This window comes from Stenotrophomonas maltophilia, from assembly GCF_006974125.1.
Lineage (GTDB): Bacteria > Pseudomonadota > Gammaproteobacteria > Xanthomonadales > Xanthomonadaceae > Stenotrophomonas > Stenotrophomonas maltophilia_O.
Genome location: NZ_CP037858.1, coordinates 3138341 through 3164391 on the forward strand (window position 1 = coordinate 3138341; position 26051 = coordinate 3164391).

Annotated in this window: 20 protein-coding genes; 11 read left to right on the plus strand and 9 right to left on the minus strand. The window is 66.9% G+C overall.

Features of this window, described 5'->3' with window-relative positions:
- The first annotated feature begins 12 nt into the window (after positions 1 to 12).
- From EZ304_RS14330 to EZ304_RS14340, 3 genes are all read left to right on the plus strand, one after another.
- Entirely contained in the window at positions 13 to 2151 is a 2139-nt protein-coding gene (locus EZ304_RS14330) for a TonB-dependent receptor (RefSeq protein WP_185959184.1), read from the plus strand.
- Between the two features lie 11 nt (positions 2152 to 2162).
- Positions 2163 to 3668 (plus strand): PepSY-associated TM helix domain-containing protein, encoded by a 1506-nt coding sequence (locus EZ304_RS14335; protein ID WP_142807386.1) that lies wholly within the window; start codon positions 2163 to 2165, stop codon positions 3666 to 3668.
- A 174-nt stretch (positions 3669 to 3842) separates the two neighbouring features.
- The gene (locus tag EZ304_RS14340; RefSeq protein ID WP_142807387.1) at positions 3843 to 5123 is read left to right on the plus strand and encodes an RICIN domain-containing protein; all 1281 of its coding nucleotides are present in this window, start codon (positions 3843 to 3845) and stop codon (positions 5121 to 5123) included.
- A gap of 66 nt (positions 5124 to 5189) precedes the next feature.
- Here the strand turns inward: EZ304_RS14340 and EZ304_RS14345 are convergent, their stop codons facing one another.
- Together EZ304_RS14345 and EZ304_RS14350 are read right to left on the minus strand one after the other, a co-directional pair.
- Positions 5190 to 6323 carry an MFS transporter gene (locus EZ304_RS14345; RefSeq protein ID WP_142807388.1) on the minus strand — a complete coding sequence of 378 codons (1134 nt, stop codon included), beginning with the start codon at positions 6321 to 6323 and terminating at the stop codon, positions 5190 to 5192.
- An 11-nt stretch (positions 6324 to 6334) separates the two neighbouring features.
- Positions 6335 to 7111 (minus strand): DeoR/GlpR family DNA-binding transcription regulator, encoded by a 777-nt coding sequence (locus tag EZ304_RS14350; RefSeq protein WP_142807389.1) that lies wholly within the window; start codon positions 7109 to 7111, stop codon positions 6335 to 6337.
- A 159-nt stretch (positions 7112 to 7270) separates the two neighbouring features.
- Here EZ304_RS14350 and smqnr point away from each other — a divergent pair, with 159 nt between their 5' ends.
- Positions 7271 to 7918 carry a SmQnr family pentapeptide repeat protein gene (gene smqnr, locus EZ304_RS14355; protein ID WP_099553909.1) on the plus strand — a complete coding sequence of 216 codons (648 nt, stop codon included), beginning with the start codon at positions 7271 to 7273 and terminating at the stop codon, positions 7916 to 7918.
- Between the two features lie 3 nt (positions 7919 to 7921).
- On the opposite strand, the gene EZ304_RS14360 is transcribed toward smqnr, so the two are convergent.
- Entirely contained in the window at positions 7922 to 8596 is a 675-nt protein-coding gene (locus EZ304_RS14360; RefSeq protein ID WP_099553911.1) for a class I SAM-dependent methyltransferase, read from the minus strand.
- Between the two features lie 87 nt (positions 8597 to 8683).
- On the minus strand, positions 8684 to 9382 hold the full coding sequence (locus EZ304_RS14365; protein WP_142807390.1) for a glutathione S-transferase family protein: 699 nt from the start codon (positions 9380 to 9382) through the stop codon (positions 8684 to 8686).
- Between the two features lie 115 nt (positions 9383 to 9497).
- Here EZ304_RS14365 and EZ304_RS14370 point away from each other — a divergent pair, with 115 nt between their 5' ends.
- On the plus strand, positions 9498 to 10442 hold the full coding sequence (locus EZ304_RS14370) for a LysR substrate-binding domain-containing protein (RefSeq protein WP_099553915.1): 945 nt from the start codon (positions 9498 to 9500) through the stop codon (positions 10440 to 10442).
- On the opposite strand, the gene EZ304_RS14375 is transcribed toward EZ304_RS14370, so the two are convergent.
- Complete coding sequence (locus EZ304_RS14375) at positions 10381 to 11760, minus strand: PLP-dependent aminotransferase family protein (protein ID WP_142807392.1); 1380 nt, start codon at positions 11758 to 11760, stop codon at positions 10381 to 10383. The genes EZ304_RS14370 and EZ304_RS14375 overlap by 62 nt on opposite strands.
- A 133-nt stretch (positions 11761 to 11893) precedes the next feature.
- Here EZ304_RS14375 and EZ304_RS14380 point away from each other — a divergent pair, with 133 nt between their 5' ends.
- The 3 genes from EZ304_RS14380 to EZ304_RS14390 all read left to right on the plus strand — a co-directional run bounded on the left by EZ304_RS14380 (position 11894) and on the right by EZ304_RS14390 (position 14807).
- A complete protein-coding gene (locus EZ304_RS14380) occupies positions 11894 to 12757 on the plus strand; it encodes a DMT family transporter (RefSeq protein ID WP_142807393.1) in 864 nt (287 codons plus the stop codon).
- A gap of 155 nt (positions 12758 to 12912) precedes the next feature.
- Positions 12913 to 13794, plus strand: a complete 882-nt coding sequence (locus tag EZ304_RS14385) for an SDR family NAD(P)-dependent oxidoreductase (protein WP_142807394.1) — start codon at positions 12913 to 12915, stop codon at positions 13792 to 13794.
- A 38-nt stretch (positions 13795 to 13832) separates the two neighbouring features.
- Entirely contained in the window at positions 13833 to 14807 is a 975-nt protein-coding gene (locus EZ304_RS14390) for a LysR substrate-binding domain-containing protein (RefSeq protein WP_260678117.1), read from the plus strand.
- Here the strand turns inward: EZ304_RS14390 and EZ304_RS14395 are convergent.
- On the minus strand, positions 14718 to 15617 hold the full coding sequence (locus tag EZ304_RS14395) for a LysR substrate-binding domain-containing protein (protein ID WP_142807395.1): 900 nt from the start codon (positions 15615 to 15617) through the stop codon (positions 14718 to 14720). The genes EZ304_RS14390 and EZ304_RS14395 overlap by 90 nt on opposite strands.
- A 109-nt stretch (positions 15618 to 15726) precedes the next feature.
- Here EZ304_RS14395 and EZ304_RS14400 point away from each other — a divergent pair, with 109 nt between their 5' ends.
- On the plus strand, positions 15727 to 17244 hold the full coding sequence (locus EZ304_RS14400; RefSeq protein ID WP_142807396.1) for an MFS transporter: 1518 nt from the start codon (positions 15727 to 15729) through the stop codon (positions 17242 to 17244).
- On the opposite strand, the gene EZ304_RS14405 is transcribed toward EZ304_RS14400, so the two are convergent.
- The 3 genes from EZ304_RS14405 to EZ304_RS14415 form a co-directional block, all read right to left on the minus strand.
- Positions 17228 to 19321 (minus strand): TonB-dependent siderophore receptor, encoded by a 2094-nt coding sequence (locus EZ304_RS14405; RefSeq protein ID WP_142807398.1) that lies wholly within the window; start codon positions 19319 to 19321, stop codon positions 17228 to 17230. The two genes, EZ304_RS14400 and EZ304_RS14405, sit on opposite strands and share 17 nt — an antisense overlap.
- A 99-nt stretch (positions 19322 to 19420) precedes the next feature.
- Complete coding sequence (locus tag EZ304_RS14410) at positions 19421 to 20797, minus strand: sensor histidine kinase (RefSeq protein WP_142807400.1); 1377 nt, start codon at positions 20795 to 20797, stop codon at positions 19421 to 19423.
- Positions 20784 to 21467 carry a response regulator transcription factor gene (locus tag EZ304_RS14415; RefSeq protein WP_099553929.1) on the minus strand — a complete coding sequence of 228 codons (684 nt, stop codon included), beginning with the start codon at positions 21465 to 21467 and terminating at the stop codon, positions 20784 to 20786. Before EZ304_RS14415 ends, EZ304_RS14410 begins: the two co-directional genes overlap by 14 nt.
- Before the next feature lie 156 nt (positions 21468 to 21623).
- Here EZ304_RS14415 and EZ304_RS14420 point away from each other — a divergent pair, with 156 nt between their 5' ends.
- Positions 21624 to 22811 (plus strand): efflux RND transporter periplasmic adaptor subunit, encoded by a 1188-nt coding sequence (locus EZ304_RS14420; RefSeq protein ID WP_142807402.1) that lies wholly within the window; start codon positions 21624 to 21626, stop codon positions 22809 to 22811.
- 3 nt (positions 22812 to 22814) lie between these two features.
- Complete coding sequence (locus EZ304_RS14425; RefSeq protein ID WP_142807404.1) at positions 22815 to 25916, plus strand: efflux RND transporter permease subunit; 3102 nt, start codon at positions 22815 to 22817, stop codon at positions 25914 to 25916.
- Positions 25917 to 26051: the final 135 nt, after the last annotated feature.

Here is a 26051-nt window from a genome sequence, read left to right on the forward strand (position 1 = left end):
TGCCGTGAACAAATGAAAACGAACCCCAACTCCGCGCGCCTGCGCCGGGCGACGCCGCCTGCCATGTGCGCGTTGCTCCTGCACACCGCCTCTGTACTTGCCGCCGATGCGGCACCACCGACCACGCTGGATACCGTGCGCGTGGTCGATACCCGCAGCGGCGAGCTGTCATCCACCGCCAGCGCAGGCTCTGCGCTGGGCCTGAGCGTGCTGCAGACACCGGCCAGCCTGACGGTGATTTCGCGCGAGCAGCTGGAACAGCGCGGCGACACCAACCTCAATGATGCGATCAGTCGCGCCGGTGCGATCAGTGCGATGCCGCACCCGGGCAACGGCCTGAGTGCGCTGTCCAGCCGTGGCTTCACCGATGGCGCTTCAGTGATGCGCCTGTATGACGGGCTGCGCCAGTACGGCGGTGTGGGCATCACCTTCCCGTTCGATACCTGGTCCATCGAGCGCATCGAAGTGCTGCGCGGTCCGGCCTCGGTCATCCATGGCGATGGTGCCATTGGCGGGGTCATCAACATCGTACCGAAGAAGCCGACGCGCGGTGCCATCGAGAACGAGATCAGCGTGACCGTGGGCAGCGAGGACACCGCACGCCTGGGCTTCGGCAGTGGCGGCGCGCTGGCGCCGGAGCTGGCCTACCGGCTGGACGTGAGCGGCAACTACAGCGGTGGCTGGGTTGATCGCGGGCGGAACAGTGATGCCACCTTCTCCGGCGCACTGCTGTGGCAGCCACGCACGGACCTGCAGCTGACCCTGACCCATGCCCAGGGCCACCAGAAGCCGATGCGCTACTTCGGTACGCCCCTGGTGGATGGCCGACAGTTGGACGCACTGCGCCACCGCAACTACAACGTGGAAGACAGTGACATTCGCTTTCGTGACCGCTGGACCCAGCTCGATGCGCTGTGGACACCGAACGCGAACGTGGAATGGCGCACGCGCATCTACCAGATCGACAGCCAGCGCGACTGGCGCAATGCCGAGGCCTATGTCTACAACCCTGGAACCGGGTTGATCGACCGTTCGGGCAATACCCGGATCACCCACAACCAGGACCAGGCCGGGCTGACCTCGACGCTGCGGGTACAGGGGAACATCGCGGGCCTGGCCAACAATCTTGCCGTGGGCCTGGACGCCAATCGTGCGCACTTCAAGCACACCAACAATACCTACGCCGGCAGCTCCGGCCCGGTCGATCCGTTCCATCCGGTGCCGGGGCAGTTCGCCAGCGATGCACCGAATCTGCCGCGCTACCGCAACGGTGCCGAGCAGTACGCTCTGTTCGTGGAGGACCGGTTGGCGCTGAGCGAACGCTGGTCGGTGCTGGGCGGGCTGCGCCACGACCGCGCGCGCATTGATCGTACGGATCTGGTCAGCGGCCAGAATGCGTTCTCGAAGACCTACAGCAGCACTGGCTGGCGCGTGGGCGCGGTGTTCGCATTGCAGCCAACGCTGAGTTTCTATGCACAGTACTCACAGGCGGTGGACCCGGTCAGCGGCCTGCTGATGATCAGCCCGGCCAACGGCGCCTTCGACCTGGCCAAGGGACGGCAGGTCGAGGTGGGCCTGAAGCAGGCGTTCGACGGTGGCGAGTGGACCCTGGCGGCCTATCGGATCCGCAAGACCGGCTTGCTCAGCCGCGACCCGCTGGTGCCGGATCGCCGGGTACAGGTGGGCGCGCAGACCTCGCGCGGCATCGAGGCATCGCTCAACTGGGGCTTCGCGCCGCGGTGGTCGCTCGATGCCAATGCCACGGTGCTGAAGGCCGAGTTCGAGGACTTCCTGGAAACCACCGGTTCGCCGCCGGTAGTGGTCTCGCGTGATGGCAATGTGCCGCCGAACGTGGCCGAGCGCCTCGCCAATGTGTGGGTGAGCTGGCAGTTCCTGCCCGACTGGAGCGCGGCCGCAGGCGTGCGTTACGTCGGCAAGCGCTACGCCGACAATGCCAACACCCTGGAGCTGCCCGGCTACAGCACCACCGACCTGGCGCTGACCTGGCAGGCGTCACCGCGCACGCGGTTGTCGGCGCGCTTGTTCAATGTGTTCGACAAGGCGTACTACGCCACGGCGTACTACACCAGTACGCAATGGCTGCTGGGACCGGATCGGCGCGTCGAGTTCACCGTCGACCATCGGTTCTGAGGGCACTGGCCATGTCGTTGCGATCCACTGCCAAGCGCTGGACCTATCTGGTGCACCGCTGGCTGGGCATCGGTGGATGCTTGTTGATGCTGCTGTGGTTCGTCAGCGGCATGGTGATGCTGTTCATCGGCTACCCGAAGTTGACGCCTGGCGAACGGCTGGCGGCATTGCCGGTGCTGGGTGATGCAAGGGATTGGCGAGGACTGTCGGCGCTGCCGGATGCTGTACAGGCCGAGCCGGAAGCCGTGGCCCTGACCACGGTAGGTGGTGAAGCGGCGTATGTGGTGCGTAGCGGCAGCAACGTCGGTGCGTGGTCGCTACGGACCGGCAAGGCGCTGCTGCCGGTTTCCACGCAGCGCGCCGAGGCGTCGGCCGCGCAGTTCGCCGGTGGGCAGGCCTTCGTTGGTGCGATGCGCGTGGATGAGGACCGCTGGATCCATTCGCGTGCGCTGGATGCGCATCGGCCGCTGTACCGGGTTGAAGTGGGCGGTGCGCAGCCGGGGGATGTGTATGTGTCCTCGCACACCGGCGAAGTGGTTCTGGACGCACCGCGCGTGCAGCAGCGCTGGAACTACGTGGGCGCGTGGCTGCACTGGCTTTACTTCCTGCGCATGCAATCGGTCGATCCGGTGTGGACGTGGGTGGTGATCGTGCTCTCAGCGCTGTGCACGGTGGCGGCAATCAGCGGCATCGTGGTGGGTGTGTGGCGCTGGCGCTTCCGTGGGCACTACCGCACTGGCGCGAAGACGCCGTATGTCGAGCCGTGGATGCGCTGGCACCACCTGATCGGGTTGGTGGCAGCGGCATTCGTGTTCACCTGGATCTTCAGCGGCCTGATGTCGATGAATCCATTGGGCGTCTTCAGCAGCACGCGCGAGGCGATCGACAGCGGGCGCTATCGTGGCGGCGCGGCATCCGTGGATGGAATGCTGGGTGAACCTGCAGTGCTGCTGGCGGCGGCGGGTGCCCGGAACTTCAGGCCGGTGGAGATCCAGTGGCGGCGCATCGGCGGCGAACTGTTCGCAGTGTTGCTGGATGGACGGGGCGATACCCGCATCGTGTCCAGTGCAGATGGAGAGCTGCGGGTCCTGCGGCAACTGCCTGCGGGCTGGCTGCGGCAGAAGGCGCGCGCCATGTCCGATGCGCCGATGCAGGCGTTCGCGGTCCAGCAGGGGCCGGACGCGTACTTCTATCCGCGCGCACCCGAAGCGATGAACGGTGCAGCCGTACGCCGCTTCCCGGTGGCGGTGGCGGACTTCGGTGATGCCGAGGCGACGCGTGTCTATCTCGACCTGGCCACCGGCGATCCGCTGCTGACGATGGGACATCGCGAGCGTGTCGGGCGCTGGCTGTTCTACTTCCTGCACAGCTGGGACCTGCCGGTGATGCTGCGCTTCGACAGCACCCGGTTGGCTGTTCTGCTGCTGTTGAGCGTTGCGGGTGCGGCGTTGTGCGCGACGGCCGTGGTGATTGGCTACCGTCGGTTGCGGATGAAGTTGCGGCCAAGGCGGCGGTAGCGTCCTGCCACAAGCGCGTAGGCTGTGAGACTATCGGGAGTTCCTGGCCAAGAAGGCCACGGCGTGCAGTCGATGTTGCTGTCGATGGCCAGGGGGAGTGCAGGGACGCCATGTTTGCAGCGTTTCAAAGGTCGTCCCTGGATAGGATTTCCACACAGCGTAAATGGAGCAAGGATGAACTACGTTTCAATGGGTGTTCTCGCAATTGGAATTGCAGCGGTATCTGCAGGTGCAAAGGCCGATTCCCTCCCGCGCCTGTACAACTTCCCGACCACCACCACGGCTTCAGTATCCAATGCGCTGCCCGCACCCGGGCAGGTGATCCAGCTTTCCGCACAGGTCGATTCCCAGGCCTTGGGGCTCTACCACATTCCCGGAAATGACCAGATCGGTGGTTTCGTTGAATTCAAGGTCAACGGCCAGCCGGTGGGCAAGGTCCATGTCAATACCTCCAACACTCCCTTTCTGGGAACGGTTTCTGATCTGAACAAGGGGTGCTGGGCTGCTTTCCGTGATGTCCGGATCTGCACGCACCAATTTGCCTATGGCCGTCAGGCCAAGGTTGCGATCAACTACACCGTGCCCGCCGGTTTCACCACCGCGTCGATCACCGCCGCCTTCAGCGGCGATGGCCAGTTCTCACGGGGCTCGGTGTCGGCGCCGATCAACCTGCGCAACATTCCCACCTTTGGTGAGATCCGCGGTGCGGGCAACAAGTGCCTCGATGCCGAGGGTGCCAACACCGGTCCGGGAACCGCCATCCAGGTGTGGGATTGCACACCTGGTACCCCGCAGCAGCTGTGGACGGTGAAGCCCAACACTTCGACCATCACCGGCGTGCCCAGCAACCGCGTGCTCGATATCGTGGGTTACGGCACCGGCAATGGAAGCCGCATCCAGCTGTATGACGCGCACGGTGACTGGAACCAGTCGTGGAAGTTCACCAATACCTCCATCGTAGGCGTGGCCAACAAGGTGCTTGACGCGACCGGCGCCTCCAGCGCCAACGGCACCAAGATCCAGCTTTACAGCAACGCGCAGACCGCCAACCAGAAGTGGGAGTTCAATCCGGCCAACGGCTCGATCGTCGGTGTCGGCGGCAAGTGCCTGGATGTGGAAGGCGCCAACACGGCAGATGGCACCCGCGTACAGCTGTGGGATTGTACGGGTGTACCGCAGCAGCGCTTCGAACTGGGTTCGGATGGGTCGATCCGTGGGCTGGGTGGGAAGTGCCTGGAGGCAGCCGACGGCGCAAGCCATGACGGCAATGCGATCCGCATGTGGACCTGCAACGGCGGTGCGCACCAGTCGTGGCGCCTCGTCGGCGAGATCCGCAATCCGCAGACCAACATGTGCCTGGATGATCCTGGCCTGGGCAACACCAATGGCTCCAAGGTGCACATGTGGATGTGCCATGGTGGCGACAACCAGCGCTGGCAGTTCTCCTCCTACTGAGGAGAGCCAGGGCTGATGTCATGCTCTGGAACCGCGTGCCTTCGGGCGCGCGGTTCCGTACAGGCGTCACACCCGCAGCCAACGGGTGGAGACCGCCACCAGCATCAAGGCCATGGCCACGCCGATGAACGCAGCGATCAGACCGAAGTGGTTGGCGGCGAAGCCGATCAGTGCCGGGCCGGCGAGGATGCCGGCAAAGCCCAGCGTAGAGACGGCCGTGATCGCCAGTGCACCTGGCATGCGGTTCTGATGGCCGGCCAGCGAGAACAGCGCCGGCGCGATGTTGGCGCAGCCGAGGCCGACCAGCACGTATCCGGCCAACGACATCTGCCACGGCGTGACCAGGGTCAGCACCAGCACGCCGCTGGCAGCGAGCAGTGCACCGAATACGATCGCGCGCTGGCGTCCCATGCGTGAGACCAGTGCATCGCCGAACAGGCGGGCGACGGTCATGGTCAGGGTGAAGGTCACATAGCCGATGCCTGCCAGGCTGGCATCGACACGGCGCACATCGCTGAGGAACACCGCGCTCCAGTCCAGCATCGCGCCTTCACCCAGGAAGGCGACGAACGCGAGCACGCCGATGAACAGCACGATGCCATGCGGCATGGCCAGCATCGGGGGGTCATGGGGCATGCGCTCGCTGTGCCAGTAGGACGCCGACAGCAGCATCACCAGCAGCATGGCGGCAACGCCGATCAGTACCGATGCCAGCGGTGGCAGCTGCGCGGACATCAGCACGGTCATGCTGGCCGCGCCGAGGAAGCCGCCGATGCTGAAGAAGGCGTGGAAGCCGGACATCATCACGCGACGCGCCTCGCGCTCGACGATCACCGCCTGTACGTTCATCGTGCAGTCCATCGCACCCACGGCGGCACCGAACACGAACAACACCAGGCCCAGCGCCCACGCCGAGCTGGCCAATGCCAGGCCGGGAACGGTCAGGCAGATCAGCAGGCTGCTGGCCACCATCACCCGGCGGCAGCCCAGGCGCGCGGCCAGCACGCCGGACAAGGGCATGGCCAGCAGCGAACCCGCTCCGAGGCAGAGCAGCACCAGGCCCAATGTGGCGTCGTTGATGTCGGTGCGTGCCTTGGCGAACGGCACCAGCGTGGCCCACAGCGCGGTGGCGAAGCCGGGAATGAAGAATGCAGCGCGGGTCGCGTGCTGTTCTGCACGCGCGCGGTTGGCGAGGGACATTGGAGATGCGCTCAGGGCGGAGTGGGGTGTACCGCGATGCCGGCGGCGTGGAAGCGCGCCGCCAGTGCGGGCGGTGCCGATGTGGTGAGCACCAGATCGTCGATCTCGTCCAGGCTGGCGATCTGCCAGTGGCCGCGGGCACCGAGCTTTTCCGTGGTGGCGGCGACGATGATGCGGCTGCTGCAGGCCACCATCGCGCGCTTGAGCGTGGCTTCTTCGGCATCCATCGCCCACACGCCAGTGTCGCCGTCCACCGCGCAGGGGCCGGGCAGGTACACGTCAGCACGCAGGCGCTGGACCTGGGCCAATGCTTCGGCGCCAACCGCGCCCCCCCCGCTGGCCAGGCGGCCGCCGATCAGCTGTACGGAAGTGCCTTCATGCAGGCTGGCGGCGACGGCGATCTGCGGGGCGTTGGTGATCACCGTCAGCCCGAGGGCGGCGGGTAGCTGCTGGGCAATGGCCAGGTTGGTCGAGCCCGCATCAAGCAGCACCACCTGGCCGGGCTGCAGCAGTGCGCAGACGCGGGCGGCCAGTTCGGCCTTGTCGCCGCGGTCGCGGGTCAGGCGCTCGCGCAGCGGGCGTTCCTTCGGTGGCGGCAATACAGCGCCGCCGTAGACGCGCTGGCACAGTCCCTGGGCGGCGAGTTCGCGAAGGTCGCGGCGGATTGAATCTTCGGAAACGGCATAGCGGCGCGCCAGTTCGGCGGCGACCACGCGGCCCTGCTGGCGCAGTTCCTCGAGGATCTGCCGGGTGCGCTGGGCGGGGAGGGGGCTGGGATCGGAGCTCATGACGCAAGTCTGCATGTTCGTGCATAAATGTGCAACAACGTGCATTTGGTGGAAGTGGGCACAGGGCGGCTGGACTGCCGGTGAACCCGCCCGCCCCGGGGTCTATGGATCGCCCTCGCGGACCGGCATCATGGCGGGGCATTTGGCATGGAATCCCCGATGTCCCCCACCGTTCACCGCAAGCTGCGCATCGGCGCGGACCAGTACACCGGCCAGAAAGTGGTCGACCAGCAGTTCCACGAGTGCGATTTCTCCGGCGCGGACCTGACCGGCACCGAGTTCATCAACTGCAGTTTCTACGATGCCGACAGCCGCACCGGCTGCCGCTTCAACGGCGCCACGCTGAAGGAAGCCAGTTTCCGCAGCTGCGACATCAGCATGTGCCACTTCAGTTTCATCAAGGCGCTGGGCCTGGAGATCAGCGAGTGCCGTGCGCAGGGCGCGGATTTCAGCAACGCCAGCTTCATGAACCAGATCACCACGCGCAGCTGGTTCTGCAGTGCGTTCATCAAGAAGTCGAACCTGCGCTATGCCAATTTCTCGCGGGTAACGCTGGAGAAATGCGAACTGTGGGAAAACCGCTGGGACGGTGCGAACGTGAGCGGCGCCAGCTTCGCCGGCTCGGACCTGTCCGGCGGCCAGTTCGAGGGCATCGACTGGAACAGCGCCAACTTCACCGACTGCGACCTGACCAACTCGGAGCTGGGTGAGCTGGACCTGCGCAGCACCAACCTGCGCGGCGCCACGCTGGACGTGCAGCAGGTGGCGCTGTTGATGCAGCGCATCGGCATCACGGTGGTGCCGTAGGCATCACCCGGCGTACGCCACCCAGCCCTTGAAGCTGAAGCCTGCATAGAACAGCTCCACGCCGTCGAAGCCGGCCTCCTGCAGCAGCGCCACTTCCTGTTCGGGGGCCAGCAGCGGCAGCCGCTCGGCAATGGCGTCGATCGCGCGCTGTGCATCGGCGTGGGCAACGCCCGAGGCTTCGGCGAACGCTGCGTAGCGCTGCAACCAACGCAGCTTGCCGGCCGGATCCTGCGGCACGCTGTGGTGGGCCACCACCAGCGGCGCGCCGGGTTGCAGGCGCCTGTGCAGCTCGCGCAGCGTGTGCAGGCGCTGCGTGGCATCGAGGAAGTGCAGGGTCAGCAGGCAGCTGGCCCCATCGAAGCGCAGATCGGGCGCATCGTCGATGTAGCCCTCCAGCAGCTGCACGCGCGGCATCAGCGGCCCCAGTGTCTGCTCGGCCAGGGCCAGCATAGGCGCGGCCGGGTCCACGCCCAGCAGCTGCCAGCCCGGCTGCGCCTCGGCGAAGGCCTTCAGCTCCAGCCCGCCGCCGGCACCGAGTACCAACACGCGGCCCTGTGCGGGAACACGTTCGGCCAGCAGCAGGCGGCTCATCTGCTGCAGGGCGACAAAGCCCGGCACCTGGCGCAGTGGACCTTCGGCATAGCGGGCCACCGCCTGCGGATCGGAGAACGAGGACATGCGCGGATTCCTGCGACGGGGGACATACCACTGTAGCGCGGCGCGCAAGAGGCATTGCGCGCCGCTGCCGCACGGGCAGGACAGGGCTCAGGCCGCTGCTGCCTCAAGCACGTCTTGCAGCCGCACCTCGCCGAGGAAGCCGCCGCTGCTGGCTGCCGGCTGCTGCGCTTCGATGGCGTGGGCGAACTGCACGCCGGCGTCGTCCTGCAGGCGCTCGAACAGCTGCTGCACCCTGGGAAACTCGCGACGATCGACCACCTGGTGATAGTCGTTCCAGCGCGCGATGCCGGCGAAGTACGCATCGGCGAAGCTGCGCTGTTCGCCCAGCAGCCACGGGCCTGTGCCGATCATCTGCTCCAGCGCCTGGTGTGCGTGGCGCACCTTGGTGGTGCCATAGGCACGCAGCGCCTCGCCGTCATCACCCCCGGCGTGTTCCAGCGCATGCCAGAGCGGGGCGTAGGCACCGAAGAAGCTGGTGTTGAGATAGGCCAGCCGGTGGTTGAGGCGATCGAAGCCGGACGTGCCCTGTGCGAAGCCCAGCCCCTGCGCGATGCCCTTCGCGGCCAGGTGGTTGAGGATGGCCAGGCTCTCGCTGAGCAGCTCGCCCTGCGCGGTTCGCAGGGTCGGGGTTTCGCCCAGCGGATTGAGGCGGCGGTAGTCTTCGCCCTGCACCTGGCCGGGCATGTCGATGCGGCACAGGTGATAGGGCTGGCGCAGCCATTCCAGGGCGACGATGGAGCCGAACGAGCAGCCCGAGGGCACGCCGTAGAAGAGGATCGGGGTCATGGCAGGTTTCCGGTTCAAGCCGCGATGCGGCGGGTGAAGAAAGCGTGCCTGCGTGGACATTGCCCCGAAAGCCGTTCGAATGGCATCCTGAAGTCCACATCTGTGGACGTTGTCCATGCTCAACCTCAACGATCTGGCCCTGTTCGTGACCGCGGTGGAGCAGGGCGGCTTCGCTGCAGGCGGGCGCCATCTGGGCCTGCCGCGCTCGACCCTGAGCAAGCGCGTGGCGCTGCTGGAAGAACAGCTCCAGGTGCGGCTGCTGCAACGCAGTTCGCGTCGCTTCGCGCTCACCGAGGTCGGCCAGGAGTTCTTCGAACGCGCACGTGCGGCGCTGTCGGAAGTGGAAGCGGCAGAAACCATCGTCCGTGGCCGTCAGGCCGAGCCCAGCGGCACCGTGCGCATCAGCGCTTCGATTCCGGTGGTGCAGGGTGAGCTCGCCGCGTGCCTGCCCGCGTTGGCCCGCCGCTATCCACGGCTGCGCATCGAAGTTGAAGTGAGTGATCGTTTCATCGACCTGGTGCAGGAAGGCATCGACATCGCCCTGCGCAGCCACTTCGGTCCGCTACCCGATTCCGGGTTGGTGCAACGCATGCTCGGTAGCGAGCGTATCGTGCTGGTGGCGTCCCCTGGCTATCTGGCAGCCGCGCCGGCAGTGGATACGCCCGAGCAGCTGCGCGCGCATGCCGGCCTGCTGACCGCGCGCCATGCAACGCGCTGGACGCTGCACAGCGCCGACGCCCGCACTGTGCAGGTGGAGCCGCAGGTGGCGCTGGTCGGCAATGAATCGCATCTGCTGGTCGCGGCGGCCGAAGCGGGTCTTGGCATCACCGTGCTGCCACACAGCCTGTGTGCGGCGTCAATCGCTGCCGGCCGCCTGCAGCAGGTCCTGCCAGCGTGGCATGCCGGCGAAGTCACCACCAGCGTGCTGCTGCCGCATCGTCGCGGCCAGTTGCCGGGCGTGCGCGTGGTGGTGGATGCGCTGGTCGCGCATTACCAGCTCAACGCAGCGCGCGCGCCAGTACCTGCCAGATCCTCGGGTCCTGGCACTGCGAAACGTTGAAACGCACATAGTCGGTCGCGCGCTGCGACTGACTGAATGCGTTGCCCGGTGCCAGCACGATGCCTTCGCGGAGGCATTGCCGCGCCAGTGCGGCGGCGTCGCGACCATCGGGCAGCTGGCACCACAGGAACAGACCGGCTTCCGGCTGCAGCCAAGGCGTGATGCCCAGCGTCTGCAGTTTCCGCAGCGTGTGCCGGCGCGCATCGGCCAGGCGCGAACGTATCGACTGCATGTGGCGGCGGTAACCGCTGTCGGTCAGCGCGATATGCATCAACTGTGCGGCCAGATGGCCACCGCCGAAGCTGGTCGCCAGCTTCAGGTCGGTCAACGCCTCGATCCAGTCGTGGCGCGCGGCGATGTAGCCGCAGCGCGACGCTGCCGACAGCGTCTTGGAGAAACTGCCGACGTGGATCACCCGTGACAGTCCATCGAGCGCGGCCAGCCGCGGTGCCGGCTGCAGTTCAAAGTCGGCGAAGATGTCATCCTCGACGATGATCAGTTCGCTGCGTTCGGCCAGGCCCAGCAGGCGGTGTGCGGTGCTCGCGGATAGCACCGCGCCGGTCGGGTTGTGCAGGCCGGAGTTGGTGATGTACAGCCGCGGCGAATGCGCTTGCAGTGCCTGTGCAAACGCCTCCAGGTCCGGGCCGCTGTGCGTGTACGGCACGCCGATGGCCTGCACCTGATGCGCCTTCAGCAGCGCGTGGTAGTTGAAGTAGCTCGGATCATCCACCAGCACGCAGTCGCCGGGTTTGAGCAGGAAACGGCAGAGCAGGTCGACCGCGTGCGTACCGGATTCGGTCAGCAGGATCTGCTCCATCGGTGCATCAATGCCCAGCGCCGCGCTGCGCCGTTGCAGCAGCTGGCGCAATGCGGGCAACCCGAGCGGGCCGGCGTAGTCGACCAGCTGCATTGCATCGGCACGCGCCAGCCGGCGCAGACCGCGGCGCACGCCATCGTGATACAGCCAGTCACTGGGCATCCAGCCGCAACCTGGCTTGAGGTGGCCCGCCGGCGTCTCCAGCGATTGCCGTGATACCCACAGCGGATCCACCGCGCGGTCCAGCCACGGCTCCATCTCGGCCAGCGCCAGCGGTGTGGCCGGGCCACTGACGTAGAAGCCCGAGCCTGCGCGCGCACCGATCAGGCCTTCGGCCGCCAGGCGCTCGTAGGCCTCGACCACGGTCGAGACCGAAACCCCCATCGCCGCCGCCTGTGCACGTACCGAGGGCAGGCGTGAGCCGGGGCCATCCAGCCGCGCACTGATGCGGGTGCGGACGGTCTGGATGACCGATTCGATGCGGGTAAGCGGACGCGGCATGGCGGAACCGTAGTGGAAGTGTGGGCAGTACAGTTACTTGCGACTGTACTGGATTGTAGCTGGGGTCGTCCCGCGCTGGATGCTTCCATACAGGTCCAGCCGGGCATCGTCCGGCACCTTCAGGAGTACAGGCGTGGAACGGTCGGCGAGTGGTTGGATCAATGGCTTCATCGGTGTGGTGATCTTCGCTGGCTCCTTGCCGGCCACCCGCCTGGCGGTGCTGCAGCTGGATGCCGGATTCGTCACTGCTGCACGCGCCACCATTGCCGCCGTGCTCGGCCTTGGCCTGCTCCTGCTGCTGCGTCAGCCGTGGCCGCGGCGCAGTGACCTGCCGGGGCTGGTAGTGGTCAGCCTCGGGGTGGTGGTCGGCTTTCCGTTGTTGACCGCACTCGCGCTGCGCCACGCATCGTCGGCGCACACCATCGTGTTCCTCGGCCTGTTGCCGCTGAGCACTGCGGTGTTCGGCGTGCTGCGCGGCGGCGAGCGGCCGCGTCCTGCCTTCTGGCTGTTCTCATTGCTGGGTAGTGCCTGCGTGGTCGGCTATGCCGCGCGCAACGGCATTGAAGCCTCGTTGCAGGCCGATCTGTTGATGCTGGCGGCGATCGTGGTGTGCGGGTTGGGCTATGCCGAAGGTGGCCGGCTCGCCCGTCATCTGGGCGGTTGGCAGGTGATCAGCTGGGCGCTGCTGCTGGCCTTGCCGGTGATGCTGCCGCTGACGGTGCTGATGCGCCCGGCCTCGTTCACCGCGGTCGGTGCCTCGGCGTGGTGGGCGCTGGGCTACGTGGCGGTGTTCAGCATGCTGATCGGCTTCCTGTTCTGGTACCGCGGGCTGGCGCAGGGCGGCATCGCCGCCGTCGGCCAGCTGCAGCTGCTGCAGCCCTTCTTCGGCCTGGCCCTGGCCGCGCTGCTGCTGCACGAATCGGTCAGCCTCAGCATGGTGCTGGTGACCGTGGTCGCGGTGATCTGCGTCGCCGGCGCGCGCCGCTTCAGCCGCTGAAAAAAGGGGACGGAGGGGATTAAGTCGCAACTGACCTCGCTGTGCCTGAAACGACTTAATCCCCTCCGTCCCCTTTTTGACGATAGCGTGCGCGTATCGTGGTGTGCGGCCAATGGTATTGGCCCTGTCGGTGGCGCTTGGCTGAAGCTGTGCGCATGAAGCCGATGTCGCGTATTTCCTTTGAGGGCCAGGTCGGCCTGGTGACCGGTGCCGCGGGTGGGTTGGGCCTGGCCTACAGCCGCCTGCTGGCCGAGCGCGGTGCGCAGGTGGTGATGCATGACGTCGGTGCCGGTACCGATGGCCGCGGCGCCGATCCGCAGCGCATCCTGCGCAGCGTCGAAGCACTGCAGGCGCAGGGTCTGACGGTACAGGCCGCAAGCGGTCCCATCGACCATCGCGCCGGTTGCCATGCGCTGGTGCAGGAACTGCTGCAGGCGCACGGCCGCATCGACTTCCTGATCCACAACGCGGGCTGGGTCGAGTACCAGACGCTGGAAGCGATCGAGGACGAGGCGTTGGAGCAGATGCTGTGCCTGGCGGCGAAGACGCCGCTGTGGCTGGCACAGGCGGCGTGGCCTGCGATGCGCGCGGCGGGCGGTGGCCGCATCGTCATCACCACCTCCGATCGCGCGCTGTATCCCCAGTACGCACAGCGCGGACTGTCCGCCTATGCGATGGGCAAGCTGGCCGCGCTTGGCCTGGTCAATGTGTTGGCGCTGGAAGGTGCCGAGCATGGCATCGTGGTCAATGCGGTTTCGCCGGTGGCGAAGACGCGCATGTGGGGTATCGACGGCGAGCCCGACGAACTGCATCCGTACGCAGTCGCGCAGGGCGTGGCCTATCTGGCATCCACGCGTTGCCGCGACGGCGGATGGGTGCTGCGCGCCAGCAACGGGCAGTTCCATGCACTGCGACTGCAGGAGGCCGAACATGTGGCGTATCCGCGCGATCTGCGTGCGGTCAGTGCCGACAGCATCGAATCAGTCGCGCTGCAATGGCCAGCCATTGCCCGCGCCAGCGTGGACGCGCGCGGCTGAGGGCGTACCCTAGGCGGGTTCCCACTGCCTGCATCGAGATGATCGACCTGCGCCTGCTTCGCCAGTTCGTGGCCGTGGCCGAAGAGCTGCATTTCCACCGTGCCGCAGCCCGCCTGCACATGTCGCAGCCGCCGTTGACGGCGGCAATACGACGGCTGGAAGACGAACTCGGAAGTGAACTCATCGTGCGCGGCAACCGTACCCTGGGCCTGACCGTGGCCGGGCAGACGCTGCTGGTGGAGGCGCGGGCAACGCTGCAGCAGGCCGAGCAGGCGTTGCAGCGCACGCGCGAAGCCGCCGCCGGGCAGTCCGGCAGCCTGCGCGTGGGCTATGTGGGCAGTGCGCTGTATGGTCGCCTGCCGGGCTTGATCCGCCGCTTCCGCCAGATCTACCCGCACGTTCAGCTGCACCTGCAGGAAGCCACGTCGCGCCAGCAGCAGCTGTGGCTGCGTGAGCAGCGCATCGACGTCGGCGTGCTGATTCCGCCGATTCCCGCCGCCGAGCTGGTGCTGCACGATTTCGACCATGACCGCCTGGCGATTGCGCTGCCGCGTGCACATGCGCTGACCGACGCGCCGGACGTCAGTGTGGCGATGCTGGCCGACGAACCGTTCGTTTCATGGCCGGCGGGCGAGGGCATCGGCTTCCACGCACAGGTGCTGGGCCTGTGCACCGCGGCGGGCTTCACCCCGCGCGTGGTGCAGGAAGCGCAGGGCATGCACGCGGTGTTGTCGCTGGTGGCGGTGGACGCCGGCGTGGCGATCGTCCCGGCCAGCATGGCCAGCTTCCGCCCGCAGGAAATCGCCTATCGCGTGCTGGAGGGCGAAGCCGCCCGCTTCGCCCTGCAGTTCTGCGTGCGCCCGGAACAGGCGTTGCCGGTGGTGCGTAATTTCCTGATGGCTGCAACCGATCCTGCGGATTGGCTATGCGTGGCCGTTGCGGAACAGATGCGCAACGGCATAGTCGATGAACACCCGCAGGCGTGCACTGGGATGGCGCCCACCGGGCCATAGCAACGAGAACTGCCCCTGGTGCGTGGGCAGTGCTGGCAGTACCCGATGCAGGCGGCCGTCGGCCAGCGCGTCGGCTGCGAGGAAGTCAGGCATCCAAGCCAGGCCCATGCAACCGATCGCAGCGGCCAGCACGGCCTCCATGTTGTTGCAGGTCATCGCCGTGGGAAGGCGTGCCCCGGCGTCGCCTTCGATGCCCGGCAGCTGCCACGGATGCAGCTTTCCGGTGGTGGGGTAACGGAAACGCAGCGCGGTATGCATGCGCAGCTCGCTCACATCACCGGGCGTGCCATGCGCCTGCAGATAGCCCGGCGCCGCACAGAGCATGAAACGAAAGCCACCCAGGCGCCGTGCGGTCAGGCTGGAATCGGCCAGTTCGCCGCTGCGTATCACTGCGTCCAGGCCTTCGCTGACCACATCAACGATGCGGTCGTTGAAGTCCAGTTCCAGCTGCACCTGCGGATAGCGTTGCTGGAAGCCGGGCAGCACCGGCAGCAGGAAGCGGTAGCCGATGGTGGGCAGGCCGATGCGCAGCAGCCCGCTGGGGGCATGCTGTCGCTGCGCCAGATCAGCCTGTGCTTCGGAAAGCTCATCCAGTGCGCGGCGGCAGCGTTGCAGCAGCAGTTCACCTTCGTCGGTGAGGTGCACGCGGCGGGTAGTGCGATGGAACAGGCGGGTGCCGAGTTCCTGTTCAAGGCGGGCGATACGCTTGCCGACCGCCGAGGCGGACAGGCCGAGCACACGGGCGGCGCCGACGATGCTGCCGGCCTCGGCGGTACGGACGAAGGCAAGCAGGGCGGAGATGGAGTCCATGCAGTCATGATTGCGGAACAATGCGCCGCAATCAACGTCCATCATAGAGCCTGTTTTTCGGGAATAGCGGCCTGTCCATCATCAATGCTCCTGATGGATGGAGGCCCGCATGGCCCCGGTTTCGATACTCCCTGTACCTGTCCGCACGCAGCAGCACTGGACGCTGCTTGCGGTCTGCCTGGCCGCGCTGGCGCTGCCGTTGTCCTTTTCGGCCGGCGCCGTCGCGGTGCCGGTGCTGGCTCGTTCTGCGGGGGCCTCGCCCACCGCGCTGGCCTGGGTGACCAATGCCTTCATGCTGACCTTCGGCAGCCTGCTGCTTGCTGCCGGTGGCCTGGCCGATCGTTATGGTCGGCGGCGGTTGTTCCTGCTGGGCACGGTGGGTTTCACCGCCGCTACGACCGCTGTATGCATGGCCCCGACGCTGCTGTGGCTGGATCTGGCGCGCGGCCTGCAGGGCGTTGCGGCCGCCGCAGCGCTGGCCTCGGGCACGGCGGCGCTGGCGCAGGGCTGGCAGGGGCCGGCGCGTGGCCGCGTCTTCGCCCTGCTGGGCACGACGTTCGGTGCGGGGCTGGCGCTTGGACCGTTGCTGGCGGGCCTGCTGCTGCAGGCACTGGGATGGCGCAGTGTGTTCGCAGCTGGTGGTGTACTGACGTTGGCGGCCTTTGCACTGGGCGCGCGCGTGTTGACTGAGAGCCATGGAGAGCGCGGCCGGCTGGATATCGGCGGCATGCTGGGCTTCAGCCTGATGCTGGCGGCGTTGACGCTGGCCCTGCTGTGGCTGGGTGAATTCGGCCCGCATGCCGTGCGCGTGCAGTGGGCGCTGTTGGCGACGCTGCTGCTGGGCCTGGTGTTCGTCTGCATCGAACGACTGCACCGCTCACCCTTGCTGGACCTCTCGTTGTTCTCGCAACCGGCGTTCCTCGGTGTCCAGCTGCTGCCGGTGGCGACCTGCTTCGGCTACGTGGTGTTGCTGGTCGTACTACCTCTGCAACTGCTGGGCGTGCATGGCCAGAGCGCGACGCTGGTGGGGCTGCAGATGCTGGCGCTGTCCGCGCCGATGCTGGTGCTGCCGATGCTGGCCGCGCGCTGGGTCGAGCGCGTGGGAACTGCGCGGCTGTGCACGCTGGGACTGCTGGTCTGTGCCTCTGGCCTGTACCTGTTGTCGCGCCACGCGTCGCAGCCGTCGCCGTCGCAGTGGGTGCCGTTGCTGATGCTGGTCGGTGCAGGGACGGCCTTGCCATGGGGGCTGATGGATGGGCTGTCGGTGAGCGTGGTACCGGTGCAACGTGCGGGCATGGCTGCGGGCATCTTCGGAGCCGTGCGGGTGGCCGGTGAAGGCATCGCATTGGCCGCAGTCACTGCCCTGCTTGCGCTGCTGATCGGCCACCAGCTGCAGGGAGCGTCGCCCGCGTCGCTGGCGCGTGCCGGTGCCTATCTGGCCACGGGGGCGCAGGCACAGGCGCAGGCACTGCTTCCGGCGATGAGCGGCGCACAGCTGCAGCACGCCAGTGCCGAGGCGCTGGCGGTGCTGCTGCGTCTGTTGGCACTGCTGACCGCCGCATGCGCGGTGCTGTTGCACCTGCTGCTGCGGCGGCCGGCAATGGCAATGCTCAGAACCGATAGCTGATGGTGCCGGTGATCACGCGCGGGTAGCCGGCGAAGCAGTCGCCAAACGTACGGCACGGGGCGTAGTAGCGCTTGTCGGTGAGGTTGGTGATGTTCAATGCCATCGTCCAGTCGGTCACCTGCACTTCCACCAAGGCATCGGCCAACGTGTAGCTAGGGGTGATGATGCGCCCGCCATTGCCAAGCGACACAGTGTTGCCGACATGGCGCACGCCCAGCCCCAGGCGCAGGCGTGCGGCATCGTCCAGCTGGAAGCCCTTGGACACCCAGGCCGAGGCCAGGTCCTGTGGGGTATCGTTGAGGCGCTGGCCCACTTCCAGCGCGAAGTTGCTGCGGCTGACCTCGGCCTCGTTGCGCGCAACGGCGGCGGTGATCGTCAGGTCGTTGGCGAACTGGAACTGCCCTTCCAGTTCCACGCCCTTGGAGCGGATCTGCCCGGTCTGCACCACGTTCAATACGTTGTCCGGATCGTTGGTCTGGCGGTTGGTTTCGGTGATGCGGTACGCCGCCATCGTCAGCAGCAGGTTGCGCGCCGGTTGCCACTTGATGCCGGCCTCGGCCTGACGGCCGCGCATCGGCTTGAAGGCCTGGCCGAACAGGTCCTGGCCGGCCACCGGCAGGAACGATTCGCTGTAGCTCAGGTAGGGCGACACGCCCGCGCCGAGGTCGCCGATCAGGCCGGCGCGGTAGGTGGTGGCGTTGTCGGTCTGGCTGGGTTGGCCTTCGGTTTTGGAGCGTGCATGGTCGCGGCGCGCGCCCAGCACCAGCGAGACGCGGTCGGCCCAGCGGATCTGGTCCTGCACATAGACACCCAGCTGGGTGGAGGTCTGGTCCGGCTGACGATCCCAGCCACGCACGATCGGCGCGACCGACACCGGGGCGTAGATATCGATGGGCGTGCCGGTGGCATCCAGCCGCTGCAGCTGTTCCTTGTACTGGCTGTAGTCCACGCCGGCCAGCAGCAGGTGCTGGAAGGCACCGGTGGCGAAGTCGAACTGCAGCGCATTGTCGGCGCTGAGGATCTGCACGTCCGGGCGGGTGCCGTAGGCGGTGCGGTTGACCACGCGGCGCGCAGCGTCGATGAACGGATCGGCCGGATTGCTGTAGCTGTCCACGTACATCTGCTGCAGCGTCGTCCTGCCGTCGATGTAGCGTACGGCCGAGCGCAGGCTGAGCACATCGTTGAAGCGGTGGTCGAACAGCGCGGTCAGGCTGTAGACGCGCGAGTCGATGCGGTCGAAGTCGGGGTCACCGATGAAGGTGGAAGGATCCAGGCGGCGCCCGGGGGGTGCCAGCAGGGTCGCGGCCAGCGGCAGGAACTGCTGGCTGGAGCCGGTCCTGTCATGCTGGTAACTGGCCAGCAGGGTGAGCGTGCTGCGTTCGCCGCGCCAGCTGACCGAGGGCGCCAGATAGACGCGGTCGTCCTTCAGTACATCGGTCTGCATGTTCGATTCACGCAGCAGCCCGACGAAGCGTCCGGCAACCGTGCCGGCATCGTTCAAGGCGCCGCTGAAGTCCCCCTGCAGGTGCCTGCGGTCGAAACTGCCGAGCTGCACGCCTACCTCGCCACCGAGGGCGCCGAAGGTCGGGCGCTTGCTCATTGCATTGATGATGCCGCCGGTGGCGCCGGCACCGTACAGCACCGAAGAAGGGCCGCGCAGCACTTCCACCCGCTCCAGGCCATAGATTTCCGGGCGGGCGAGGGGGCTGAACCCATAGCTGCGGCGCAGGCCATCCTGGTACTGCACCGGGTCCAGCCCGCGCACCGAGGTCGCGTCGTTGCGGGTATCCAGGCCCCAGGCATCGGCAGTGACGCCGGCGCTGTAGCGCAGCACTTCCTGCAGGTTGTGCGCGCCGCGATCGGTGAACAGCTGCTGGGTGACCACGCTGATCGCCTGCGGCGTTTCGGTCAGGGCGGTGTCGGTCTTGGTCGCGGTGCTGGCCCGCTCGGCCACCACGGTCACTTTGTCCAATGTGCGTGCCGCCGGGCCGTCCTGGGCCTGGGCGATGGCCGAGGCCAGCAGGGTGGGCAGGGCGAGCGCGTACAGCATCGGGCGGTGCGGCGACAGGGCGGGCATCGTCAGGAATCCGGGAAGGGCGGTGACGGCGGATTATCCGGATGCCTGCCTGCAAATACAAATGATTCCCAAATGCGATTGAGTTGCCCGGGGTGGATGTCAGGGCAGGCCGTCCGAGGCGCCGCGGATGCTCAGCCAGGCGCCACCGCCCGGGGCGCTGCCTGCGCGCAGCCGGAAGCCGTGCAGGCCGGCGATGGCGGCCACGATCGACAGGCCCAGGCCGAATCCCGGCCCCTGGCCGGCGCCGCTGCTGCCTCGGAAGAAGCGCTGGTAGATCAGCGTGCGGTCCTGCGGCGGGATGCCGGGCCCGTTGTCGATCACATCGATCCTCGGCGCGCCGTGATCGTCGACCGCACGCAGCAGGATGCGGCCGTGCGCAGGGGTGAACTGCAGGGCGTTGGACAGCAGGTTCGCCACCGCTTCGAACAACAGTTCACGGTCGCCACGCAGCAGGCCAACCTGTGGGTCCACCTGCAGCTCCAGCAACTGCTGCTTCTCTTCGGCCAGAGGCAGGTAGAACTGGTGCAGTTCCTGTAGCAGCTCGGCAACGTCGACCTCGTCGAAGGCCGAACGTCGCTGGTGGCTCTCCAGTTCGGACACCCGCAGCAGCGCGGTGAAGCGCGCCATCAGCATGTCCGTTTCCGCCAATGCCTTGTCCAGCGGGTCGGCATGCGGATCCTGCTCGTCCAGGCCGACGCGCATGCGGTACAGGTGCGCCCGCAGTCGGGTGAGCGGGGTGCGCAGATCGTGGGCGATGCTGTCGCACACGCCTTTGACCTCGGTCATCAGCTGTTCGATGCGTTCCAGCATGGCATTGACGATGCTCGACAGCCGATCGATCTCGTCGCGACGGTTGGATACCGGCAGGCGTTGACCGAGGTCACCGGCCACGATGCGGTTGGTGGCGGCTTCGATCTGCTGGATCCGCTTCAGCGGGCGCCGGCGCAGCAGATGCCAGCCCACCAGGCCAGGAATGACGGTCAGAGATACCCCCCACAACAGCGCATCGAGGATGATGCTGTTGACCGCAGTGAGCTTGCCGTTCTGGCGGACGAACACCAGCGTCCGCCCATCCCGGGTCGCAATGCCCAGCGCGTTGCCACCGCTGTCGTGCCGGCCGCCGGCCAGCGTCCATCCCTGCACCGGATGCGAGCGGCCATCCAGTGGCAGCCCCTCGGGAATGGCGATCAGCGTGCCGCCCATGGGTGAACCGCGGCGGTCGAACAACCCGTAGGTGTACACCTGGTGCAGGTCGAAGCGCTGGCTGTCGCGCAATGCATCGTCCAGTGCCTGGCCGTCGAATGCCATGAACAGATGGGCACGCTGCTGCAGCCCGGATTCGGTCAGGTCATTGAGATAGTCCGAGATGCGCCAGTACATCACCCCCAGCAGCAGGCTCGACCAGGCGACGAACAGGATGCAGTACAACCCGAGCAGGCGGCTGCTGGACGAGCGCCATTGGTCAGGGTTGCGCATCGAAGACATAACCGGTTCCACGTACGGTGGTGATGGGTTGCGGGCGGCCCGGCTGCTCGATGCGTTTGCGAACACGGCCGATGTGGACGTCGATGAGGTTGGTGCCGGGGTCGAAGTGATAGCCCCAGACTTCCTGGAACAACATGCTGCGGGTGACCACCTGGCCGGCATTGCGGACCAGGAATTCGAGCAGCTTGAACTCCGTCGGCAGCAGGCTGATCTCCTGCCCGCCACGCCGGGCCGAACGGGTCATCAGATCCAGTTCGAGGTCGCCGGCGCGCAGGACATTGTCTGCAGGGCCGGCCTGGCTCTGGCGACGGATCAATACCTCCACGCGGGCCGCCATCTCATCCGAGGCGAACGGCTTGGTCAGGTAATCGTCACCGCCTGCACGCAGGCCACGCACGCGCTCGTCCACGTCCGACAGCGCGCTGATCATCAGTACGGGCGTGACGATACCTTCGCGCCGCAGGGCAGTGACCAGCGCCAGGCCATCGATACCGGGCAGCATGCGGTCCAGGGTGATCACCGCGTAGTCGCCCGCACGCGCCAATGCGAGGCCGGCAGTGCCATCAACGGCAACGTCGACCTCGAAGCCATGGCTGCGCAGCTCGGTTGCGATTTCCTCCGCGGTGACAAGGTCGTCCTCGATGGTGAGTACGCGCGGCATGGGCCAGTGTGCAGGTTGGATGGCTGCCATCCTCGCAACCGCGCGCGGTGACTGCAAATGAAAAATGTTTCATGCGCGATTCGCCGGAATCCACGCACGGGTCTTCTATATTCGGCGCCGAGCGTCTCCCCCCGGCGCGCGGAATCCCGGCCACCGATGAACCTCCTGCACACCCCGTTGCCACGCCACGCCCGGCCACTGAGGATGCGCCGGCCGGCGCTGTTTGCACTCGTTCTGCTCAGCCTGCTGTCGGCCTGCGGCAAGGAGGCGCCCAAGCCGGCCGGCAGGCTTCATGAGGTGGAAGTGCTGACCCTGCAGGAGAAGCCGTTGGCGATGGAACAGGAGCTGCCGGGGCGGACCATCGCATCGCAGGAGTCGGATGTGCGCCCGCAGGTGGATGGCGTGCTGGTCAAGCGCCTGTTCGAAGAGGGCGAATCCGTGCATGCCGGGCAGCCCTTGTTCCAGATCGAGCCGGCCCTGTACCAGGCGGCAGTGAACCAGGCCCAGGCCAACCTGAAAACCGCCGAAGCGGCGGCGGTCACCGCACGCCTGCGCGCGCAGCGGATGCAGGCGCTGGGTGGCGAGCAGCTGGCCGCGCGCCAGGACGTGGATGACGCCATCGCCAGTGGGCAGCAGGCCGCAGCCGCGGTGCGGGCGGCACAGGCGAGCCTGGATACCGCGCGCACGCGGCTTGGTTTCGCCACGGTTACCGCGCCGATTGCCGGTCGCATCGGTCGTGCGCTGTTCACACCGGGTGCGCTGGTCACCTCGGGCCAGGCCAATCCGCTGGCGCGGATCCAGCAGGTCGACCCGATGAACGTGGACATCACCCAGTCCAGCAACGAGTACCTGGCTTTGCGCCGTGCGATCGCCGACGGAGGCGTGCAGGCCACCACCGCTGCAGTGCGGCTGCGCCTGTCCGATGGCAGTGAGTATCCGTTGCCCGGCACCCTGGAATTTGCCGATATCGACGTGCAGCAGGAAACCGGCAGCATCACCCTGCGTGCACGGTTTCCCAATCCCGCCGGGCAGCTGCTGCCGGGAATGTATGTGCGGGCGCAGGTGGGGCAGGGCACGCAGCGGCAGGCGCTGCTGGTGCCGCAGTCTGCAGTGGACCGCAGCCCGAAGGGCGAGGCGCAGGTGTGGGTGGTGGATGAGGGCGGCAAGGCGAAGCTGCGCCTGTTCCGTACCGCGCGGGCGATTGGCGACCAGTGGCTGGTGCTGGATGGCATCGTGTCCGGCGAACGGGTGGTCGTGGCCGGCGCACAGGGGCTCTCCGATGGCATGGCGGTGCAGGTGAAGCCCGCGGCGGCAGTCGCGCCGACAGCCGCCGGGAAGGGCTGAGCCATGTTGCCGCGCTTCTTCATCCATCGCCCGGTATTCGCCTGGGTGCTGGCGATCTGCATCATGGCCTTCGGCGCGATCGCCGTCAGCCAGCTGCCCGTCGAACAGTACCCGGATATCGCACCGCCGCAGGTCAACATCACCGCCAATTACACCGGCGCCTCGGCGCAGACGGTGGAAGACAGCGTTACCCAGGTGATCGAACAGCAGATCAAGGGCATCGATCACCTGCTGTACTTCTCCTCCACCAGTTCGTCATCGGGGCAGGCGCGGATCACGGTCACGTTCGACCAGAGCGCCAATCCGGATATCGCCCAGGTCCAGGTGCAGAACAGCGTCAACCAGGCCATCAACCGACTGCCGCAGGAAGTGCAGCAGCAGGGCGTGACCGTGGCGAAGTCGCAGGGCGACTCGCTGATGGTGGTCTCGCTGTACGACACCAGCCGGCGCATGGAACGGGTGGACGTTTCCGATTTCCTGGTCAGCAACGTGCAGGATCCGATCAGCCGCATCCCGGGTGTCGGCGAGATCAATGTGTTCGGCTCGGCCTATGCGATGCGCGTGTGGCTGGACCCGCACAAGCTGCGCGCCTACGACCTGATGCCGGCCGACGTGCGCACGGCCATCCAGGCCCAGAACACCCAGGTCACCGCCGGTGAGCTGGGGGCGTTGCCATCCAGCGCAACGCAGAGCCTGAATGCCACCGTCACCGCACAGTCGCGCCTGCAGACGCCCGAACAGTTCCGCGCGATCATCCTGCGCACGCTTCCCAGCGGCGCCGCCGTACACCTGGGCGACGTGGCACGGGTGGAGATCGGTGCCGAGAACTATCAGACCAGCAGCTATCTCAATGGCTATCCGGCGGCGGGTTTCTCGGTCACGCTGGCTTCCGGGGCCAATGCGCTGGCCACCGCGGATGCGGTCCGTGAGGAGATCGAACGCCTGCGACCAACGTTCCCGCCCGGGCTGCAGGTCGCCTATCCCCGCGATAGCACGCCGTTCGTGCGGGTCTCGATCGAGGGTGTCATCCATACCCTCATCGAGGCCATCGTGCTGGTGGTCGTGGTGATGTTCCTGTTCCTGCAGAACCTGCGTGCCACGTTGATCCCCGCGATCACGGTGCCGGTGGTACTGCTGGGCACGTTCGGCGTGCTGGCGGTCGCCGGATTCACGATCAACACGCTCACTCTGTTTGCGATGGTGCTGGCGATCGGCCTGCTGGTCGACGATGCCATCGTGGTGGTGGAGAACGTCGAGCGCATCATCCACGACGAGCACCTGCCGCCACGCGAGGCCACCGAAAAATCGATGGGCGAGATCACCGGCGCGCTGATCGGCATCACCGTGGTGCTGGGCGCGGTGTTCCTGCCGATGGCCCTGTTCGGTGGTTCCACCGGCATCATCTACCGCCAGTTCTCGATCACCATTGCTTCGGCGATGGCGCTGTCGGCGCTGGTCGCACTGACGCTGACCCCGGCGCTGTGCGCGACCCTGCTCAAGCCCTCTTCGGCGCAGAAACCGCAGGGCCGCTTCTTCAGGGCGTTCAACCGCGGTGTCGAGCGCAGCCAGTTGGCCTATCAGGGAAAGCTCGGTGGCGTGGTCGCCCGGCCGCGGCGCTGGATGGCGTTCTACCTGCTGCTGGTGGTCGCCATGATTGCGCTGTACGCGCGCATGCCCACCGGCTTCCTGCCCGTGGAAGACCAGGGCCAGGTGACCTTCCAGTTCTCCACGCCGGAGGGCACCCCGATGGCGCGTACCGAAGCGCTGGGCGAGCAGATCAGCCGCTACTTCATGGAGCACGAGAAGCAGAACCTGGACGTGGTGTTCGTGGTGGTCGGCCGCAACAATGCCGGCACCGGCCAGAACGCCGGACAGGGCTTCCTCGCACTGAAACCCTGGGATGAGCGTACCGGCGACAACACCGCTGCGGCGATCATCACGCGTGCCAATGCCTACTTCCGCAGCTTGCCGGATGCCAAGGTCAATGTACTGGCACCGCCGGCGGTGCGTGGACTGGGCCAGTCCAGCGGCTTCGAACTGTGGTTGCAGGACACCAGCGCCGCCGGGCGCGTGGCCCTGCAGGCGGCGCAGGAACAGGTGGTGCGTGCGGCCGGCGAAGACGATGGGCTCACCTCGGTGCGCCTGAATGGCCTGGGCGACAAGGCCGAACTGCGGCTGGACATCGACCATGCCCAGGCCAGCGCGCTGGGGCTGTCCCAGGCTGACATCAATTCCACCCTGTCCGCGGCCTGGGGCGGCAGCTACATCAACGATTTCCTCGATCGCGGCCGGGTCAAGCGTGTCTACATGCAGGGCGACCAGCCGTACCGCAGCGTGCCCGACGACATCGGCCAGTGGTATGTGCGCGGTGGCAATGGGCAGATGGCGTCGTTCGCCAGCTTCGCCAGCAGCCACTGGGCGCGCGGGCCGCAGCTGCAGCAGCGCTTCAACGGTCTGCCGGCGATGCAGATCCAGGGCAGCGCCGCGGAAGGACGCAGTTCGGGTGAAGCGATGCAGCGCATGCAGGCGCTGGTTGCGGACCAGCCGGGATTCGACCTGCAGTGGAGTGGCCTGTCCTACCAGGAACAATTGGCCAGCAACCAGACATTGTGGCTGTACACCGCCTCCATTGCCTTCATCTTCCTGTGCCTGGCCGCGCTCTATGAGAGCTGGACGGTGCCGGTGGCGGTGGTGCTGGTGATTCCCTTGGGCGTAATCGGTACCGTGCTGGCGACCACGGCGGCAGGCTTCGTCAACGACATCTACTTCCAGGTGGGTCTGCTGACCACCATCGGCCTGTCGGCGAAGAATGCGATCCTGATCGTGGAGTTCGCCGAGGCCCGTTATCGTGCAGGCAGCTCCGCGGTGGAGGCTGCGCTGCAGGGCGCACGCCTGCGCCTGCGACCGATCGTGATGACGTCGCTGGCCTTCGTGGCCGGCGTGATTCCGTTGGCGCTGGCGACCGGTGCGGGTGCAGTGAGTCGCCGTGAAATCGGCATGAGCGTGATCGGCGGCATGGTGTCCGGCACGGTGCTGGCGGTGGTGCTGGTGCCGCTGTTCTTCGTGCTGGTGCGCCGCCTGGGCCGGTCACGGCTGCAGGACTGAGGGGGCGCGGCTGTCATCTGGCTGCCGCAGCACCATCACCCGTCCTTTGCCCAGGTGTCGCTAGCGTAGGCGGTTCCCGTCCCCCGCGGAGATCTGCCATGTGGCTGCTCGATCATCTCTGGCCCGGCCGCAGAC

Excerpts from the sequence above, each read along its gene's own strand:
- EZ304_RS14330 (WP_185959184.1), top strand. The coding sequence starts at position 13 with ATGAAAACGAACCCCAACTCCGCGCGCCTGCGCCGGGCGACGCCGCCT.
- EZ304_RS14335 (WP_142807386.1), top strand. The coding sequence starts at position 2,163 with ATGTCGTTGCGATCCACTGCCAAGCGCTGGACCTATCTGGTGCACCGC.
- EZ304_RS14340 (WP_142807387.1), top strand. The coding sequence starts at position 3,843 with ATGAACTACGTTTCAATGGGTGTTCTCGCAATTGGAATTGCAGCGGTA.
- EZ304_RS14345 (WP_142807388.1), bottom strand. The coding sequence starts at position 6,323 with ATGTCCCTCGCCAACCGCGCGCGTGCAGAACAGCACGCGACCCGCGCT.
- EZ304_RS14350 (WP_142807389.1), bottom strand. The coding sequence starts at position 7,111 with ATGAGCTCCGATCCCAGCCCCCTCCCCGCCCAGCGCACCCGGCAGATC.
- smqnr (WP_099553909.1), top strand. The coding sequence starts at position 7,271 with ATGTCCCCCACCGTTCACCGCAAGCTGCGCATCGGCGCGGACCAGTAC.
- EZ304_RS14360 (WP_099553911.1), bottom strand. The coding sequence starts at position 8,596 with ATGTCCTCGTTCTCCGATCCGCAGGCGGTGGCCCGCTATGCCGAAGGT.
- EZ304_RS14365 (WP_142807390.1), bottom strand. The coding sequence starts at position 9,382 with ATGACCCCGATCCTCTTCTACGGCGTGCCCTCGGGCTGCTCGTTCGGC.
- EZ304_RS14370 (WP_099553915.1), top strand. The coding sequence starts at position 9,498 with ATGCTCAACCTCAACGATCTGGCCCTGTTCGTGACCGCGGTGGAGCAG.
- EZ304_RS14375 (WP_142807392.1), bottom strand. The coding sequence starts at position 11,760 with ATGCCGCGTCCGCTTACCCGCATCGAATCGGTCATCCAGACCGTCCGC.
- EZ304_RS14385 (WP_142807394.1), top strand. The coding sequence starts at position 12,913 with ATGAAGCCGATGTCGCGTATTTCCTTTGAGGGCCAGGTCGGCCTGGTG.
- EZ304_RS14390 (WP_260678117.1), top strand. The coding sequence starts at position 13,833 with ATGATCGACCTGCGCCTGCTTCGCCAGTTCGTGGCCGTGGCCGAAGAG.
- EZ304_RS14395 (WP_142807395.1), bottom strand. The coding sequence starts at position 15,617 with ATGGACTCCATCTCCGCCCTGCTTGCCTTCGTCCGTACCGCCGAGGCC.
- EZ304_RS14400 (WP_142807396.1), top strand. The coding sequence starts at position 15,727 with ATGGCCCCGGTTTCGATACTCCCTGTACCTGTCCGCACGCAGCAGCAC.
- EZ304_RS14405 (WP_142807398.1), bottom strand. The coding sequence starts at position 19,321 with ATGCCCGCCCTGTCGCCGCACCGCCCGATGCTGTACGCGCTCGCCCTG.
- EZ304_RS14410 (WP_142807400.1), bottom strand. The coding sequence starts at position 20,797 with ATGCGCAACCCTGACCAATGGCGCTCGTCCAGCAGCCGCCTGCTCGGG.
- EZ304_RS14415 (WP_099553929.1), bottom strand. The coding sequence starts at position 21,467 with ATGCCGCGCGTACTCACCATCGAGGACGACCTTGTCACCGCGGAGGAA.
- EZ304_RS14420 (WP_142807402.1), top strand. The coding sequence starts at position 21,624 with ATGAACCTCCTGCACACCCCGTTGCCACGCCACGCCCGGCCACTGAGG.
- EZ304_RS14425 (WP_142807404.1), top strand. The coding sequence starts at position 22,815 with ATGTTGCCGCGCTTCTTCATCCATCGCCCGGTATTCGCCTGGGTGCTG.